The organism is Aureliella helgolandensis, assembly GCF_007752135.1.
GTDB lineage: Bacteria > Planctomycetota > Planctomycetia > Pirellulales > Pirellulaceae > Aureliella > Aureliella helgolandensis.
In genome coordinates, this window is the sequence record NZ_CP036298.1 from 2,179,341 (window position 1) to 2,196,603 (window position 17,263).

Sequence of the window (17,263 nt, forward strand, 5' to 3'; positions counted from 1 at the left end):
CGCAGGCGCCTATTTCCGAGCGCAGACTGACCTCCACGAAGGCCTCCCTCGCTTGTACGTCCTTGCCTGCCATTGGGCTGCACCCGCAAGAAAACCAGTCTAGACGTCTGCGATAATTCCCGCCTCAACTTGGGTATCTAACGCAGGTCTCATGCACGCGCCGGTGGGGGTGAAGCCCCGAGCAATACAAGATACGATCGCCGACCAGAGAGCATTGCCAGTATTCCGCAATGATGCACAAGGATGTCTTGCCGCTCGCGCGGGGCATTCCCAAAGCGTTCAGTCCACCCAACCTCAGGACCTGATTCAGTGCGTCAATCACTTCCACATGTTGGCTCTACCAGCCGAGTACACCTGCCGGATTCCCACCGGCGTAACTAACCCCATCAAGAATTTGCTCATCCCCTCGACAGTAGCTGATCTGCATGGAAAACACCACTCTTCGAGGCGAGAGTCGTTCTGGAAGCGGAGCCTGTTGGCAGTTGCGCGACAGATAGTGGTTGAGGCGAAACTTGTTTGCTACCAGTGCATCTTTAAGAGGATGTACCCCAACTGCAAACGGATATATCACTCCAAAACACCTTTAAACTGAGGTGTGCGGTACCGGTGACCTGTTGCTTGACAGCCCCTGCTGACTTTAGATCATTTGGCTCTAATTCCAGTGCGCGGAGTTCCAATCGTATTGTCATCAATAAAAACCAAATGTACGGCCACAGTGCCAAGCTCTCGTTCATGCCCCGGGTACTGTTTTATTCCCACGGCATCGGCTGGCAACCGATAAAATCCATCCTGCGTTCGGATATAAGCATACTCCTTGTCACCACCGACCCAGTCGAAAGAATCCTCGTCTTTCGTTACCTCTCTGAGTTGGGCTACGGACACTGGCGTTGCTTCCTTCACTGTAGTTCCTGCAGTAAGCTTGGGTTTGCATCCCGCAGATAAGAGAGCGAAGGTGAGGATAGCGAAAACAAACATGAATCGAAGCATGATCTCTAGACCGATTCCCATAAGTGTTTAGTGCTTGGCAGCTCAGCAACGCACGATGCGGGCAGCGCGACAAACCGACAAAAAAATAGCTTCAGAAGAGCCGGCTCTCCTGAAGTTTAGTTGTATACGATTAGGGCGCCGATTGGGGCACGCTTTTAAGCACTAATATTGAAAAACATCTGCACTGTAGCGTAAAAGTCGCGATTCAATTGTGTGTTGCTCATTTTGTAGTTGTGTCACGGAACGCGGCTGCGCGATGTTCGATTGCCTCCGGAATCAGGCCGTGCGTGCGATAGAGCTCACCACAATGCTTGCACGGACGTCGAGCGGATGGAGGTTGTGTTCCTCTCGGCCAGCGGTAGCGTGGTGGCAACGGCGGCTTGTTCTTCCGATTGCGGGGCTTGGTCGATGGCTTAGGCGACTTCATTAGGCAGATCATCGGCATCTCGCAATTGGGCGTGTCCGGCGGTCACCAGAGCCGTGGAGGGTTGTTGCCAACCCGCCACCATGCGCAAACTGTTCACTTATGTTGGGCGCCCATCACTCTCCAAATAGAAGTCCCCATCACAGATAGCACCTGGCACCATTGAATGCAGCCAATCACGGCGGCAGAGAATGGGAATGTGAGCAATCACAGCGGTCGTATCCCGTAGATACCGATCGGTCCATCTCCGAGAGATGGGGCACGGTCCCAGAGCCATCGACGTGTGTCCATCCGCGGCCTGGGGATCGAACAGGTGCAACGCAGACGGTGGAGGATCGCCGCGTCGAAGATGCGTCCGCAATGCAACGGGCAGCCGAATCGTGAGATCATCCCCCGAGTCGCCACCACTGGCATCGAGCAGCCCGATTGAAATCAATTCAGCCGAGTACACATGCCGAATACGTACCGGCGTAACCAACCCCATCAAGAATTTGTTCGTCCCCTGGACAGTAGCGAAGCAATTGACAAAACACTACCACCAGGAGGGCGAATGATAAGTGTTGAATTGGAACAAGCTTGCTTTCGTGCAGCCGAACTTTACTGCGTCAAAACTCGTGTAACACAAGTACATGCATCGTGCATGTACAAGCTACAATTCAAATTCCACACATCTCAAAAATGGGGTATTCAATTTCAGTAAGCTGTTAGCTGGCAGCTCCGCTGTTACGCGATCATTCCGACCTGAGCCCGGCGTGCAGGCGGCTAACTGTGCCGTCATCTAGAAAAACGACTTCCACGTTATGAGTACCAAGTTCGGGCATTGTATCCACACCCGGGCGAGGCTTTAGTGATGTAGCTGTAGCTGGCAGCCGATATATTCCAGACTGCGTTTGAAAATAAGAATAGTCTTTGTCACTACCAACCCAGTTGAAGGATTCCATGCCCTTCGTTACTTCTCTAAGCTGGGGAAGGGTCAAATGCGTAGCGTTCTCCAGTGTAGTACCGCCAGTGAGTTTGGGTTTACATCCTGCAACCAAAATAGCAGAACATACGATCGAAAAAACAAGGATAACGCGCAGCATGATTTCTAAGTCCCTTAGCGATTGAGTTTCAGCGGCTGTTGGTAGGCGCAACGCGCGCCAACCAGAATGACTTCAGGAGCATTCTATCTCCTGAAGTCAAATTTTGTGTGAGCGACAGGTGATGGCCGCGCTCGCTCACCCTTGTTCACCGACTCGAAGCACTCACTCCCTGAGACTGACGAGCCACGGAGATGCTCTCCTACACTGAACCGGAAAAGAATGGTCGGCTACGCCATGGCGAGTCGGCCTGGGGCCGTGTGCACTGGATGAACTTTCCCCGATCCTCAGTCCAATCGAGAAAAAGACGGTAGGAATCAGGCGGAAAGCAGGCCCTCGTGGGACTCCTGTTTCGACCAGAATTCCAGCATGAATGCGGATCGAATGTTGCCGAGCGTTTCGCCACTGCTGTGGGCGAACTCCCACCTTGCGTCAAAACTTTGGTAAGTAGGGATACTGCCTGCTTGATTGCCAAGGTGCCTACTAGTCATCGTGGCCGCTCTGGCTGCGCGCATCGCCGAGCAATGCGGTCAACGCGTAATCCCACGCTGCGATCCCCTGCGGCAACATCGGCAGAGAAACTTGCGATGTGCCACTTCGAATCAGCATACGCCCCAGAGGCCGGGCGGGAATAAACCAGCTTCAGTTTATCGCCTCAGACGGCTACTGCGGCCGAACGGCGTCTACGAAACGCAGCTAATCCAGCGGCGAAGAGCAGCAAGGATGCTGAGCTGGGTTCAGGAACGGCTGTTAAGAAGCGGTTGCTCCCTACAAACACAAGCGGATCTGCACCCGGGACTTGGTTCTCTCGATCGCCGGCCTGCAAAAGATAAATGTTGAATGGATCTGCGCCCGCCACTTGATCGTCAAGCGTCAGACTAGGTGTCGGTGTGTTGTGGTTGATGTTGAAAGTTCCACTAAACAGAAGTGGTGTCGTAGCTTGATCGCCGTAAAGTACGACCCCAGCATTGGCACCAGTGCCGATCATCTCCCACGGCATTGCAAGATCGGTGACGGTGCCGCTGGCAATCCGGCCATTGCCATCTCGCGTGATGTTGGTAAGCGTTCCACCGTCGAAACGCACCGGCTCAATGTAGAAAGGCAGTAAATCGGGTGGAGTGGGGGAGATTCCCGTCAACTGCCCCGTTGCATTGGTGAAGGCTGCCGTGGAGCTAACACCGTCGTCGTCAATTGCAAAGGCCATGTTTCCTCGGGCTCGCAAAGCAAGCGGAACCCCTGCGGGTGCAGGGAATATCTGCGCTCCGGCATCTGTGGCGGTGAAAGTGAAATCCGCCTGAATCAAATTCTCAACGATCACAATGGCGCCAAATGCCTTGAGGGAAGGCATCAATCCACAAGAGGCAATCACAAATCCGCAGAGGAGGCTTCGCATCATTTTCCCTTGGTAAACAGAATCACAAAACTGCAGTGAAAAAAGCACACTGGTACCCGATTCCTAGAGGGGTCCCTAAAACTAGGTGCCACCAATGTGTTATGGCGAGCCCCTCATGGTAGCTGTTTTTGGTTCTCAGTCAACATTCTTAGCTGGAAACATCAGAAAATCCTCGGCTGCGTTAAAAACGCCAGGTTCATTTCAGTTCTGAAGGCGACCGGTTCAAGCAGGTATGGTCCTTCGGAGCTGAATTGCGGTGCTGGTCCTATACGATGTTGGTTCTGTAAGGTGCGGCTCAGGCTGAAATACACTCCACAACTGCGGCAGGCATGAGGCATGCTTTTGCTCGTGGTGGGATTGCCTGGTTTGACAGGTAGATGCATCTGAAGGACGCGTGAGCTTTCAATTCCAACAGGGAGTGAACTAGGCTTTGCTATCGTTCCACATTCACAACCAGTGTCCATGGACGCTTTATGCGGAATCCGTCGGTAAGACTTGCCCTAGTTTGATTCGGCTGGGATTCTTGGAATTGCCTGAGATTGGTCGTGAGATCGGTCGTGGGATCGGTCGTGGGATCGGTTGTGGGATCGGTTGGGGGGCGTACCCATGGAAGTTTTGGCGAATTCCCATCAGGCCGTTTCGCAGGGAGCCAAGTTTGTATTGCTGACTCTTTGCTCGTCGGCTACGGATCTAGGCAATGCTGGAAGTTCTCGACGACCATGACCAGTTCGTTAAGCCTGCCTAACTCGCATCGGAGTTGAAAGCTTAGCGTAGCAGGATCGCTCTTCCTTTGAGTGCGGCAAAGTTGAACTGAATCGCTTGCTCCAGCAGACTACCGGTGAGACTCAGCGGCGACACGGCTCTGTTGGTATCCTAGCTCTTGAGAACGCTATCATAGCTGATTGCGGTTTACTACTCACTGTCATCGGGTCCGTTGGACCTCGACCGCATGTCAGCAAAGACAGCGAAACAGCAACAAAGACCCGCAGCTCTCGTGAGCCACCTAAGTAACCTGAAGGCTCGGATGTCGTTGTCTTCTGACATTCATCCCAAGCAGCTTGCCTCGCCCACTCCTCTTCGCCGAATTCTGCCACTCTATTGCTGCTGGGTGCTTAAGCAGCCAGCTCAATGAGCTTTGGGGGAATGCTACGAGCTGGCCTAGCAAGTGGAAAACGTCGCTTATGTCCGATATGATATCCCCGAGCTCCAGTCTCTTTTCTCGCTGAGTCGATTATCCGTCGATCGCGTCCAGCTAACAGGAAAACCTGTGAAATGCGATATATCTCCTCTCTTGTACCAGAAAATGCGTGTCAAACTAGGAGCTTCCCCGCTCCAGTCCTTGAAGGGCTGCGCTCACAACTGTCCTTCTGGCTGCTGGTTGTCCCAGTCTTGGTTCTAGTCGGCAAATCGGTTGCATGTGCAGCTGATGGGTTATCCGAGGATGTGCTAACTCGACTCAAGAACGCGACGGTAATGGTCGAGGTTGGCGATGCAACCGGAACAGGCTTCGTAGTGCAGCGTGAAGCTGATTCTGCGCTGATAGCAACCAACGCTCATGTCGTTGCATCAAACGTCAACAACTTTTGGGAGCATACGTCCGTTGTATTTGGAGGAGGGTCGACTGAGGAACGCGTCTTGGTTGCCGATGTCCTTGCGGTCGATGTCACGTCGGATCTAGCGATCTTGAAGGTGTCTGCTCGTGATCTCCCCGAGCCTGTTGATATCGACTTCCCCGTAGAAATTAGAGAGACGCTATCCGTCTATATTTTGGGCTATCCCTACGGAGAATCCTTAGCGACGAAGGGGAATCATCCGGCAATTACCGTCGCCGAGGGCAATGTCGCAAGTTTTCGGAGGGATTCGGAAAACCGCGTCGAACTGGTTCAGATCGACGGGAGCATCAATCCAGGATCCTCTGGAGGACCAGTGGTTGATGCTGCAGGGCATCTCATCGGAGTTGCAACCGCCAAGGTGAAAGGCACCCAAATTGGCTTCGCTATTCCCACCGAGACTCTAACGTCTGTCCTCCGTGGAAACGTTTCTGAAATAGACATTTCTGGTCGCAAGATCAATCGAGACCAGTGTCAATTGAGCATTCAACTTCAAACCATCGATCCCAAAGATAACATCCAATCCGTAAAGTTAATGACTGTCGACAAACAAGGGGTCGAATCCGAATTGGAAAACGCGATAGCCAATCGCTTGATAGAGTGGCCTCAATTGAGCCCCACTATGGCCGAGTCTCAGCTCAAGTTGGGCTCGAAGAACTCCCAGCGAGTGACAGTTGCAGCGCCCAATGCTGCATTGGTATATCAAATCAAGATGCTACGCAGAGATGGGGGAATTAGCTGGACCCGCCCAATGGTCCTTGAAATTTTGGAAACACCCCCGAAAAAGACACCGGTTGCCATGGCGATCGATGCACCTGAGATAAAGCCAGTAGAAATGAACAATACTGGCAAGACTATTGCATTGCCGGGGCCCGTTAAGGATATCGTGGTCGGCGGGGGCGGGCGATTTCTGGTGATGCACTTCGAAACGCTGCAAAAACTAGCGGTATTCGACGTTTCAGAGTTGAAGATTGTCACGTACTTTCCCGTCGATGATCAGCAAGTGTTCTTTGCCGCTGGTGCGGAACATGTTGTGGCTTTGATGGCGGAGAAAAACACCATCACTCGGTGGAGTCTAAAAACCTTCGAGCGAGAACTCACGAAGCTAGTTCCGATTCCATACGAAGCGACAACATTTAGTATGGGCGCGGCTTCCGGTGGGCCCATCCTGATTGGGTCGGCACGCGGCAGTTCGGTTTCGTCTGTCGACTTCTTTGATTTGAGAACGCTGGAGCAAATCGAGTTGGATAAGGCGCCCGATAGAGCGGATATGCATCGTGGCACACAGGTTAGGGCATCTGCCGATGGGAGTGTATTCGGAGTCTGGCGTACAAGTGTTTCACCTTCAGGAATCAAGGCCCTCCATTTCAATGGCAACGAGGTAACTGAGTACTACGAGCACGATAGCGCGGGGTACGTTGTCCCCAATTCTAACGGCACTGTGCTTTTCACAGCCAACGGTTTATTCACCAATCAAGTTGAAGCAGTGGCGAGCTCAATTAGACGACAAGCGAATCTAGCGGTGCCAGCCGTACATGGCGACTATTACCTGTCGATTGGAATTCCCGAAGGCAGCCGTCAAGGTGAAGCAAAACAGCCGAGGGTCTTCCTGTGCCGCATAGATCAAAAAACTCCTCTCGTCATGTTACCTGCTATTCCGTTGCATCTCGTAGATGGTGATATCTGGTCCCGGGATCCAATGACAATTGACAAGCGTGTTTTTCTAATTCCGCGTGCAGAGGTAATTCTAACTCTGGTTGAAACTAGGGATAAACTAGAGGCTGTCCGTTTCGACTTGGACGCGACTCTGGACTCTTCTGGTTTGGACTACTTGTTCATACACTCTGTTCCGCCCAAGTTCATCTCCGCTGGCGAGGTCTTGGAATATCAGCTGGAGGTTAAGTCCAAGCGTGGTGGTGTGCGTTACAGTTTGGAATCCGGACCCGACGGAATGACTCTAACAAAAGATGGATTCATTCGTTGGGAAACAGATTTAGAATCTGCGCCAGAGAAACAGACGATCATTGTGTCACTCAGCGACGATTCGGGGCAATCGATTTTCCATACCTTTGTCTTGCAGGTCCGTAAATGAAGAAGAGCTGGGGGAGGTCTCTGTCCACTCGGACCGAACGGCGATCTATTTTCCTGTCCACTTAGCCGGAAAAAAAGGAGCGCCGCGGCGCCTCTGCAGTTGTTGAAACTGCTGGGGATCTCGCTGTTGAGCAAGTTAAGGGAAGTTGTCGATTTCGCAAACGATTTGTGGAAAAGTCCGTGTCAACTGGGTTGGTGCGGGGGTACCGCAGTGCTCCTCCCTGAAGGCTGTGGCAAGGGGCGGGAAGATCTTGGTAACTGCGAATTCGATGGATGATCTTTTCCAATTCGAGCAAAGCGTTGGCAAGTCAACGAGGGAAGCGTCCGAATCGTTGTTAAAAGTTGGAAGGTGGTCTCCCAGAAGGCAATATATTGCCTTCTGCACTTTTCAATTTACGTCGGTTGCCCCCGACGGGGAGACCACCATGTCTGAATCTAGTTTGTTGCGCGAGCTTGGGCAAGTTTGTCGCGCGGTGAAGAATAGATGAGATCGCCGACAGAAAGATGCCCAATTGGTTTGAATCCTTCTGGAGGCAACAATTGAGTCTCTGCAGAAAAACACTCCCCACCGGGATTCGTTATCCAATACCAACTACAAAGTGCTCCATAACTGTTCCAATGATAATATCCGCCGCTGTAATTCCACTCTCCCTACTCAAACCACATGTAGACTCCTTGGAGAGGATGTAGACCAAGCCCCTTAGGCGGCACATTTACGGTTTCAGAACCAGATGTCGCATCTGGGTTTGAAGTAGGGTAACCTTCGCCTACTCCTGAACCGGGCGAGTAATATGTTGTGTAACCGTTCACGACCTTCCTTATCCACTTACAATTTCCACCATTGCTTCAGGTTGGAGTGTCGGTCGCTGACAACGGCGAACAGTTTCGAAGCATTCAGGCGGACGTTTTGACAGGAAGATGGGGGCAGGAAGATGAATTGCTCTGGCTATTTTCCTGCCAACAACATTCTCTGCTGCACCCGACTCGCACCCAGCCAAACTCAACAGCGCGGAGCAATACTAAGCAAGCTCACCGCTGCGAAGCCTTTAGTCGGTCGTTCGCGACCTTCCTCATCCACCAGGCAGCTTCAACCGTTGCTTCAGGTTGGAGCTTAAGTTGCAGACAACTGTGAACGGTTACTATGTTGTTGGGCTCGTGCCATAGACGGACGCATAACAACTGACAACTGTATAATCATCCACACCTGAAAAGGAACCACCAGACCAGCTCAACTCCTTTCCGTTTCCTGGATCGCATAGGATGCTGCCGGGTGCTTTGCACTTTTGGTGTCGAACACCTTTTCCAAACGCTCGCTAAACCTTAATTGTTCGTGTTGACGATGCACTAAACCAGCATTTCAGGAAGCACTTGGCTGCAACCTGCAAATTCCTTGATTTCGACGCCTAACTGCTGCAGCATCGTCAGCAGCAGCCGTCCCGTCGGTTCTTCTTCATGTTTCATGTCCGCCTTCCAAACAGAATCGGAGGCAAATCCGGAAATGGCCTCTTGATCTACTGTGCCATATCGCAAGTACTGCCCCTGGCGGATTCCCATCCGTTCGCCTCCCGCAAGGATGAGAGGGTAGTTTTGGGACATATGAAATGCACTGGAGGCCGAACCATAGAGGCACAAGGTGTTGTCCAGCATGCTGCCATGGCCTCCGGGTTCGGGAGTCGATTTCAAGCGAGTCAGGAACCGCCCGAACTCGTCGCAGAGGAATCGGTGGTAGGTACCGAAGTTCTCCCATCCGCCCGGTTTCTTGACCCAGTGAGAGAGCATGTGGGTGAGATTGTGGCCCACCGCCCGCGCGAGTCCATCGCTGATTCCAACCCCATTTTCACGCCCGATTTGATAGGTCACCGTGCGCGTCATGTCGGCGTGAAAGGCGAGAAAAACGAGTTCGAACATCGTCCTTAAATAATTCCGAGGATCTTCGGGCGTGATCTCCAGATTGAGGTGGTCCGCATTGACTGTTGGGAGAGGTACGTTGAGCCATTCCTTAGCCTTCTCCAGCTTCTGCTCGGTTTCTCGAACCGACTGCAGATACTGCTCAAGGGTCTCCTGGTCGTTTTGGGACAGCCTGCGTTTTAGGGAGCGGGCATCTTCCAGAAGGGGGTCGAGGGCGGACAGTTCTGCCGCCAGCTGGCGAGCCGCTTGCTGACTGCTCGTCACGAAGAGCTGGTCGAAAACCCGCTTCGGTCGGTTCTCGGCAGGGATGGGGCGTCCCTGACGATTGAACGACATGGTTTGAATGCCCCGGGGTGAGCCGGTTCCGCCATCGGTGCTCATGACGAGGGACTCATGCCGCGTCTGGCCCCCGATCTGAGCCGCGAATACTTGATCCATCGAGATACTGTTTTCGTAGTCTCCTCTGCCTCCCGTATCAGCACCGGTAAGAAACTGGTCGGCATTCGAATGCCCGTGCACATTCCGCACGGCTGGGTGTGAAAGTCCGCTGAAGACCGTGATTTCTTTGCGCAGAGTTTCGAGTGGCTCCAGACATTTGGTGAAGCGGTAGTCGTCGCCATCGGTGTGCGGGAACCAGCTCCAGTCCTCGAACGCTGGATCTTCCCGTCGCGGCATAGGGACGCCATCCGGAACGTAAAAGCAGGCTAGGCGTTTCCGTGGCGTCGAGACTGATGGCAGGTCGGCGGCAAAGGATTCGAACCAGGGCAGCGCTAGCGCGACTCCGGTTCCGTGGAGGAAGCTTCGGCGATCTAATATGGAAAAGTTCATTTTAGTACCCGTGCTGAATTAGATTTCATTGGGGTTAAGTTGTTCGAAACAGGTCGCTCTCTACTAATAACCTAATCAATGTTCGCAAGCCGTCGCCTTCCAGTCGGAGTCTTGCGGCAATGCGTTCCACTTCCGCGCGATCAGCAAAACTGAGCGGTCTGCCGAGGGCGTAGCTGGCCAGTTTATGGACCATGGCGCGCGCAAATTGGTCCTGCCGATTTTCGAGGAGATAGCGTTTAAGCCCCTCCATTCCCGCCAGCTCACTGTGATTATAGAGAGAACTGGTAGAGTCAACCGGTTTCCCGTTTATATCATCGCGCCAGGCGCCGACGGCATCGAAGTTTTCAAAAGCAATGCCCCATGGATCGATCTTGGCGTGGCAGGAAGCGCAGGCTGGCTTGTTCCGATGATCTTCGATGCGCTCTTTCAAAGTCATCTTGAGAATCTCGGGGTCGGTGAGATCGATCTCCGGCACCGCCGGGGGCGGAGGCGGAGGCGGATCGTGAAGGAGGCGTTCGAGCACCCAAATACCACGTTTGAGCGGGTGCGAATCCTTGCCATCGGAATTCATTGCCAGTAAGCCCGCCTGAGCCAGTAAACCGCCGCGTTTTGTTTCAGGAGCTAGGCTGACTTTCTGAAAGTGATTTCCAAACACCTGCTCCACCCCGTAATGTTCCGCCAGATTCTGGTTTAACAGCGCATAGTCCGCGTGGAGAAAATCTATGATCGAGCGGTCCTCGTTTAATACATATCGAAAAAACTCGATCGGCTCCCGCTGCATCGATTGCTTGAGTTCCTCAGAAAAGTCGGGATAGGCTCTTCGGTCCACCTGAAGAAAATCGAGCAACTCCATGCCCAACCACTGATGGGGGAATTGCCGGGTGAACCTTTCCGCACGCGGGTCGGCCAGCATGCGTTCCGCTTGATGAGCAAGAGTCCCTGGATCACCGATGCGGCCACTGGCGGCCAATTCCAGCAACTCTTCGTCCGGCTGACTGCTCCACAGAAAAAACGAGAGACGAGAGGCCAGTTCGCTATCCGTGATAGCTTCGCTGGATTGAGTCAGGTAGAGGAAATGGGGTGAGGAAAGCACGCTTGCCAACACCTCGATCATCGCCTCCTGAAAGTCACCGTAGGCTGGGCGAATCCTCTGAAACAGCTCCAGTCTTCCAGCCAATTCCTCCTCGCTCACTGGCCGCCGCCAAGCCTTCGGCATGAAGCTCGCGAGGACCTTACGCGCATTGCTTTCCTCATCGCTAAACTGCGTTTGCTCTGGAAAGACACGCTGATGGGATCTCGGTGGCCACTCGTCCACAAAGGGGGCGGTGACTTCGATGTAGTCGATGTGAACCGTAGCCTGCTCCGTCTGTTCCGACCCCTGGTGGACGTTGCTGAGGGAAAAATATTCCGAAGGGTTCGGCCTCATGCCCAACCGACTTTTTCGTAGATACGGATTGCGTTCAATACCGTCCAAGGGGATCAACCACTCATAAAACTGTGGCGCATCCGGTGACGCTGTGATGGCGATATCCTCTTCGCTCAGGACATATTCACGGCTGGAATTGTTGCTCGGTCGATAACCAAAAGAGAGACGCAAGCTGGGAAAGCTGTCGCCCTCCGCGCTCGCTCGACTAGCCCGGAACCGGAGCTTCACCGTTCCGCGGTCCGGCAGGTGGTTTCCGAGATCGATTTGTTGCCCTCCACCATGCGGCAGCACCAGCACGAAGGGTAGCGTTTCGGGGGGAACGGGCTTTAGGTCGGTCGGCTTCCAGAGAGAAAATCCATACGGGAAACTCCGGCTCCACTCTTCTCCAGTCTCGCGATTCAGGAAGGTCGCACCGCGTCGCGAGCGGCCACTACCTCGGCCGCCACTTCTCGGACTGCTGGTCCTCCCCATCCGCTCGCGAGCGTTCTTGAAGTCACCGATGATATCTTGGTGGAGTTGGATATTGACGTCGGGATCCAGCCCAGTCTCCAACTCCCGTTCGAGCTCCCTGATATTTTCGTGAACCCAATCTTCGTAATACGGCCCTGCTTTATCCATCGTGATCGAGAAGCAGACCGGCTCTGGCCGCTGCCCGCGGACGGTCGCGAACTCCAAGGCCTCACGCGCGGCATCCCGGTAGGTCGCAAATTGCAGGGAGGTCATCTGCAGCATCTCCGAACTGTTCCGGAAGCCATCTTCAGAAACCGTTTCCGGAAGCAGGTCACTGCCGAAGTCCTGGGACAGACCGAAAAGGTCCTGCAGCGCATAGTTGAACTCATATCGCGTCATGCGGCGGAACGATGAATGCGGGCCTTCACTGCGTTTGACCTGAGAGGCAACAAGGATCTGGCTGGAAAGCCAGTCAATGACTTTACCTCGATCCGCGTCTGCCATGGCGATGTCAGCGTCCGGTGGCGGCATTTCACCGTTGCTCAGCGCGTTCCTCACCTCAACCCACCAATCGACATCTTCTCCGTGGAGAAGATCGGGGTCCAACGTGTCGACTCGAAACTCGCCTTCGGCAATCGCGGATCCGTGACACACATAACAGACCTTGCGTAGCGCCGGCTCGATCTCTGCACGAAACGTCTTCAGATTCGCCTGAGGTGCCGCATTCGTCTGCGATTGTGGAATTGGTTTGCGGTAGCTCGACCGCAGCGCTCCTGCGGTCTTCACTTCTTCGAGCGTTGGTGCGTCTGACGTTGTGGGCTGTTGGGCTATCGCAACGCTCGGCGTTTGCGCGCCAGCGATACAGCTAGCGAGCAAGATCATGACGGTTGTCAATTGGAAGTTCATGGGATTCAGGCAAAAATGGAGTCAAGGACACGACAGTCCACGTCCGTTAGCCGAAAAGCTCGGCCTTCGTCGTAGTACGTACTTGAGTCGTTCGTGGGCGATTCCCTGAAGGCGCAGAATCGTGGCGTTAAGGTCGTGGATTTGTCCGCCTGCATTTTCAATGGATCGTGCTCGAGCGACTCACTGAGCAGGCCGTATTTAGAATTGCCGGGTTCAAAGGGCGGGCCGCTGTCTCCAGCCCATCGAATCGCGTCAAGATCATCAGCTTGCAATCCAGCACCATGGATTGTTGGAGCCGTCGAATGGCATTCATGGTAGTGCTGCACCACCGCCGGCCAGTTGCATGACGCGAAAGAGTCAACGTCCGCCTCGACTTGGCGATCAATCAATTCATCGGCACAGATCGGTATACTGAGTGGACTCTGCGCGCAGCATATGAGCAATGAGAGTGTAGCAATCGTGCGAACGGTGAAATTGGCGGTCACCGAAAAACTCCTTGCTGGCGTCGACGATCTTGGAAACGTTTGGAAGCGTCCACCCAATCCGGGGGAACTTCTATGATACTTTGTCGCGAGATCCCAAAGTATGACGTTTTCCATCCGCCATGAATCATCAAGGTCCAATAACGCGTTATAGTGTTCGTTGAGATCTTTCCTTCCCAAAGAATAACTAAAAGCCCATCAATTTTCGACCTGCCACTAAAATTTCCGAAGAACCATTTTGCTTTGCGATGTTTGTGGGCGTTATCGCAATGACACAAAAAATGTGTGCGGTTGGCGATTTTCTAGTTGGATTCAGGCATTACGGAATGCTCTGGCGTGTAACAACTTCCGTTTGCGGTCGAAACGCATACCAAGCAAACCAGAACGCATTGACCCACTGAAGTCCGTCGTCTGCCGATACAATTCGTAACGTTTGATCTGACTTGTCGAACGCAATGACGATCCTCTTGCCGTTGATTTCTTTTTCCAGTTGCGTTGACTGGCGACCAAATACTGACACTGGAATCGCAAACGCCTTGGTTGCGTCCCAAATCCCCAGCACTCGCTCCTTCAGCGGCAGCGCGTTGCTCTGGGGCCTGGCTGGAAACATCAGGTTGGGTTGGCGGAAGTAGCCCGCGTAGGGATTGGCCTTGTAGTTGCGGTTGTATCCCGTTTCAGGCGAGAGCACATCGGTGTGCGGCTGGCGAGCTTGCCAGGCTTCCCACGACGTCAGTTCCATGGGAAGCACCGTCAGCTTTTGGGCAGCGCCTGGCCCTGAAACGCCCTCGCTTTTCATCTGCGACCAGAGACTCTCCGAGTCGGCGCGGTCGTACATCAGCACATTGCTGTTGTAAAGCAAGCCAGAGACGCCGAACTCACGTTCACCCAGTGGCGTCCGTCGATCGAAAACTACGGCGGAATCGCAGAGTGGGCAGTAGGTGACCGCAATGGGAATGTCGCCAAGTCGATCGTTTACGATTTCGTGTTGGTTGAGGATCGAAATGGGATAGGCCCGAGCTCGTCCCTCGATGGCAACTCCGATAACTCGCTCATTCGCTTTCAGGAAATCCGCGTGTTCACGGGGCATCGTTGCCGGATTGCTGATAGCCGGTATTCCGTCTTTGGGGGGACCGCCGGAATGAATTTCGTTCAACGGAATGGTCGCGCGGGACAAGTCGAAGGTGAGTGCTTGTCGATTCTGTATCCGATGCAACTGTGACGTCGACAGTGCATGCCCCACGTTTCCCTTTTCTCGCTCTGTAGTGGAGCCAATCAGCAGAAATGCTAGGCACACCAGCGATGCGAGAATTACTAGGGCCGGTAAGCTCTTCTCACGGCCGGTGCTCCGTTTGATCTCCATGCTCAACTCCTAATGCTTGGTCTGTTGATTCGAGTGGGTTCTCCCCAAAGGCTATCTGGTTGACGAGTAAAAATCTGTGAGCGTACACACAGAGTGACCGGGCGACAGTGGTGTACAATCAATGCTGTGCTAATGCAATTACCTGACTCGAATTGAAAACAGGAGCTTTGAAAATGCTAAAGAAATTGGGGATGACCGGACTAATGATTGCAGTTACGTCCTTGACGGTCGGTTGTGATCAACCGGCAACCGAACCATCGACGACTACGCCTTCCTCCGAAACGGCTGTCGGAGATCAGGACGCTGCAGTCGATGCGGGCTCGTCGACCAGAGAGGATTCACTCCCACCGGCAGGCTCTGCAACCAAGTAAGACCAGTATTGAAGGTGCGAGTGCACTGCGGGTACCTTAGTCATGAGTTTGCGTGCGATTTATTCGTGTGCCGCTTTGTGTAACGATTGCCTTGGGGGGGAGGGCACTGAGGTGTTGGCCAACCAAATGACGTCGTCGATCGATTGGGCAGGCAGGATTGATGCTCCATATGGCGTGGCCCGACGTCATTTGCCGTACACGCCGAATGCGTAAACAGGCCTTCCACGATCATAAGTGATCCGCAGGGCCGCGTGCGACTTGCCTCCAACGGGACTTTAGGAGGGCCATCGCCCAGCAATGCATGAGACACTGGAAATGATCAAGTCGGGAGATTTCAGCGATGCGCACCCGAGGCGTCTCAAGTACGCCAATTCCTCAAGCAAAAGATACGCTGCTTCCCTGCCTTTCGACACTTAGGGGAAGCAGCGTTTGGGCCTCAAATTCGATTAGTACGGTAGGCCAAAGAATCGTCTTACCAGCGGGAAGCTGTAGGTTGGACGAAAGGTAGTGTAAGCGGGCTTGGCTGCAATCGCAGATGAACCGCAGGGGGCCCCATAGGTTGGCGACGCAGCGATTCGTGGCACACCAACGCCGTAAGACGGCACGCCTTGAGCTTCATAGGGCTGACTAACAACTCCCTGTACTCCACTGTAGGCCTGGCCTGTCGGTGCAGTGTAACTGGGGGCATAGGACGGCGCAGCCACCGATGGAGCGGGCGCGGAATATCCGCCGCGTGTTCCTGATTGTGCAAATGCTTCGCTCGTGGACAACACACCGACAAGCACCGTAGCAAATGCAACGGCTCGAAAACGATTGAACATACTTCACTCCATTGGGTAAGGGCTGCACGGCAACTGATACACCTGGTAATCGGTTGCGAAATGATTATTCCAATTATCGACAGGCGTCTTGTCTGATTCTGTGTGCACTCACACATTCAGCCGGTTCCCAACAGCTGGAATATTAATCCTGCAGGACAGAGGAACTGATTTTACTGCCGACGATGGCTTCCCCATTTTCGAAGCTACCATCGATTGCCAGCACGCCCGGCAGCCTGGCTTTATTGCCTGTCAGCATGCCGAAACGGCTACTGGCTGGCGGATAGCAGGCTTCGCTGCTCACTGTTCACTGTCACTGTCACTGTCTCTGTCTCTGTCTCTGTCTCTGTCTCTGTCTCTGTCTCTGTCTCTGTCTCGCAGTAATCGTTCCCCTCAGGCACAAGTGGTTCGGCAGACGCACACCAAGCAAAGAGGGGGGGGCTGCGCGGGCGAGCGTCCGCAAGCCAAAAGGGCAGCTACTCGGTCCATCAGCAATTGCTTGAGCCTCGCAAGCCGGGCAGACTGTGCATGCGACAGTTAGGTGGACCAAGCTATCTCATTGCCATTGAATAGCGAAACGAAGGCCATTTTTTCAGTAACCTCAAGGGGCACTCAAGCAAAATCGCGAGATGCGGGCATTGACAAAAATTGTGGAGAAGCGTATCGTGAATCGACGATAAACAATTTAGTGGCGATCAATAGTGCAATCCTGAAGGCGATCGATCGATGGTTCGAACCAAGGCAGAAGCTCAGAAATGCTGCTCCCCCAGTGAGAAGCTGGCGCTTCCAGATGTCGCTTGGGCTGAGGACATGGCCAAGTTGACTTGGGCCTTGGCTCATCCGGCGCGAGTGCGGATCGTGCGTTTGCTGCTCAACCGCACCTCGTGCGTCTGCGGTGAGATCGTGGAAGAAATGCCACTGGCTCAATCGACGGTTTCCCAACATTTGAAGATCCTCAAGGAGACGGGGTTGGTGCAAGGTGAAATCGACGGCCCCCGCGTTTGCTACTGCATCAACGAAGAGGCGATGGCCAAATTGAAGCAGCTAATCGCGGACTTGTAAGCCAATCAGTTAAGCACTCCCTGGTGCAATTTAGGTTCCAATAAAAAAATTTCCCTCAAGCTATCGTT

At 53.6% G+C, this 17,263-nt stretch carries 13 protein-coding genes; 3 read left to right on the plus strand and 10 right to left on the minus strand.

Going from position 1 to position 17,263, the window contains the following annotated elements; translation table 11 throughout:
- Window positions 1-642 precede the first annotated feature (642 nt).
- From Q31a_RS07630 to Q31a_RS07640, 4 genes are all read right to left on the minus strand, one after another.
- Window positions 643-882 (minus strand): hypothetical protein, encoded by a 240-nt coding sequence (locus Q31a_RS07630; protein WP_145076279.1) that lies wholly within the window; start codon window positions 880-882, stop codon window positions 643-645.
- A 629-nt stretch (window positions 883-1,511) separates the two neighbouring features.
- Window positions 1,512-1,895 (minus strand): hypothetical protein, encoded by a 384-nt coding sequence (locus Q31a_RS07635; RefSeq protein ID WP_145076281.1) that lies wholly within the window; start codon window positions 1,893-1,895, stop codon window positions 1,512-1,514.
- A 912-nt stretch (window positions 1,896-2,807) separates the two neighbouring features.
- Window positions 2,808-2,981: a hypothetical protein gene (locus tag Q31a_RS30005; protein WP_197356399.1), complete on the minus strand. Its 174-nt coding sequence runs from the start codon at window positions 2,979-2,981 to the stop codon at window positions 2,808-2,810.
- A 164-nt stretch (window positions 2,982-3,145) separates the two neighbouring features.
- Window positions 3,146-3,886: a PEP-CTERM sorting domain-containing protein gene (locus Q31a_RS07640; RefSeq protein ID WP_145076282.1), complete on the minus strand. Its 741-nt coding sequence runs from the start codon at window positions 3,884-3,886 to the stop codon at window positions 3,146-3,148.
- A gap of 1,269 nt (window positions 3,887-5,155) precedes the next feature.
- On the opposite strand from Q31a_RS07640, the gene Q31a_RS07645 reads away from it, so the two are divergent.
- Window positions 5,156-7,585, plus strand: coding sequence for a S1 family peptidase (locus Q31a_RS07645; protein ID WP_145076284.1), 2,430 nt, complete (start codon window positions 5,156-5,158; stop codon window positions 7,583-7,585).
- A 1,343-nt stretch (window positions 7,586-8,928) separates the two neighbouring features.
- Here the strand turns inward: Q31a_RS07645 and Q31a_RS07650 are convergent.
- The 4 genes from Q31a_RS07650 to Q31a_RS07665 all read right to left on the minus strand — a co-directional run bounded on the left by Q31a_RS07650 (window position 8,929) and on the right by Q31a_RS07665 (window position 14,944).
- Window positions 8,929-10,320, minus strand: a complete 1,392-nt coding sequence (locus Q31a_RS07650) for a DUF1552 domain-containing protein (RefSeq protein WP_145076286.1) — start codon at window positions 10,318-10,320, stop codon at window positions 8,929-8,931.
- A 34-nt stretch (window positions 10,321-10,354) separates the two neighbouring features.
- The gene (locus tag Q31a_RS07655) at window positions 10,355-13,102 is read right to left on the minus strand and encodes a DUF1592 domain-containing protein (protein WP_145076289.1); all 2,748 of its coding nucleotides are present in this window, start codon (window positions 13,100-13,102) and stop codon (window positions 10,355-10,357) included.
- 5 nt (window positions 13,103-13,107) lie between these two features.
- On the minus strand, window positions 13,108-13,587 hold the full coding sequence (locus Q31a_RS30740; RefSeq protein ID WP_231691112.1) for a hypothetical protein: 480 nt from the start codon (window positions 13,585-13,587) through the stop codon (window positions 13,108-13,110).
- A 316-nt stretch (window positions 13,588-13,903) separates the two neighbouring features.
- On the minus strand, window positions 13,904-14,944 hold the full coding sequence (locus tag Q31a_RS07665) for a DUF3179 domain-containing protein (RefSeq protein WP_145076291.1): 1,041 nt from the start codon (window positions 14,942-14,944) through the stop codon (window positions 13,904-13,906).
- A 173-nt stretch (window positions 14,945-15,117) separates the two neighbouring features.
- Here Q31a_RS07665 and Q31a_RS07670 point away from each other — a divergent pair, with 173 nt between their 5' ends.
- Complete coding sequence (locus Q31a_RS07670) at window positions 15,118-15,315, plus strand: hypothetical protein (protein WP_145076293.1); 198 nt, start codon at window positions 15,118-15,120, stop codon at window positions 15,313-15,315.
- A 446-nt stretch (window positions 15,316-15,761) separates the two neighbouring features.
- Here Q31a_RS07670 and Q31a_RS07675 read toward each other — a convergent pair whose 3' ends face one another.
- Both Q31a_RS07675 and Q31a_RS30010 read right to left on the minus strand, forming a co-directional pair.
- Window positions 15,762-16,136, minus strand: coding sequence for a hypothetical protein (locus tag Q31a_RS07675; protein WP_145076295.1), 375 nt, complete (start codon window positions 16,134-16,136; stop codon window positions 15,762-15,764).
- A gap of 142 nt (window positions 16,137-16,278) precedes the next feature.
- Entirely contained in the window at window positions 16,279-16,437 is a 159-nt protein-coding gene (locus Q31a_RS30010; RefSeq protein ID WP_197356400.1) for a hypothetical protein, read from the minus strand.
- 422 nt (window positions 16,438-16,859) lie between these two features.
- On the opposite strand from Q31a_RS30010, the gene Q31a_RS07680 reads away from it, so the two are divergent.
- On the plus strand, window positions 16,860-17,195 hold the full coding sequence (locus tag Q31a_RS07680; RefSeq protein WP_145076297.1) for an ArsR/SmtB family transcription factor: 336 nt from the start codon (window positions 16,860-16,862) through the stop codon (window positions 17,193-17,195).
- Window positions 17,196-17,263: the final 68 nt, after the last annotated feature.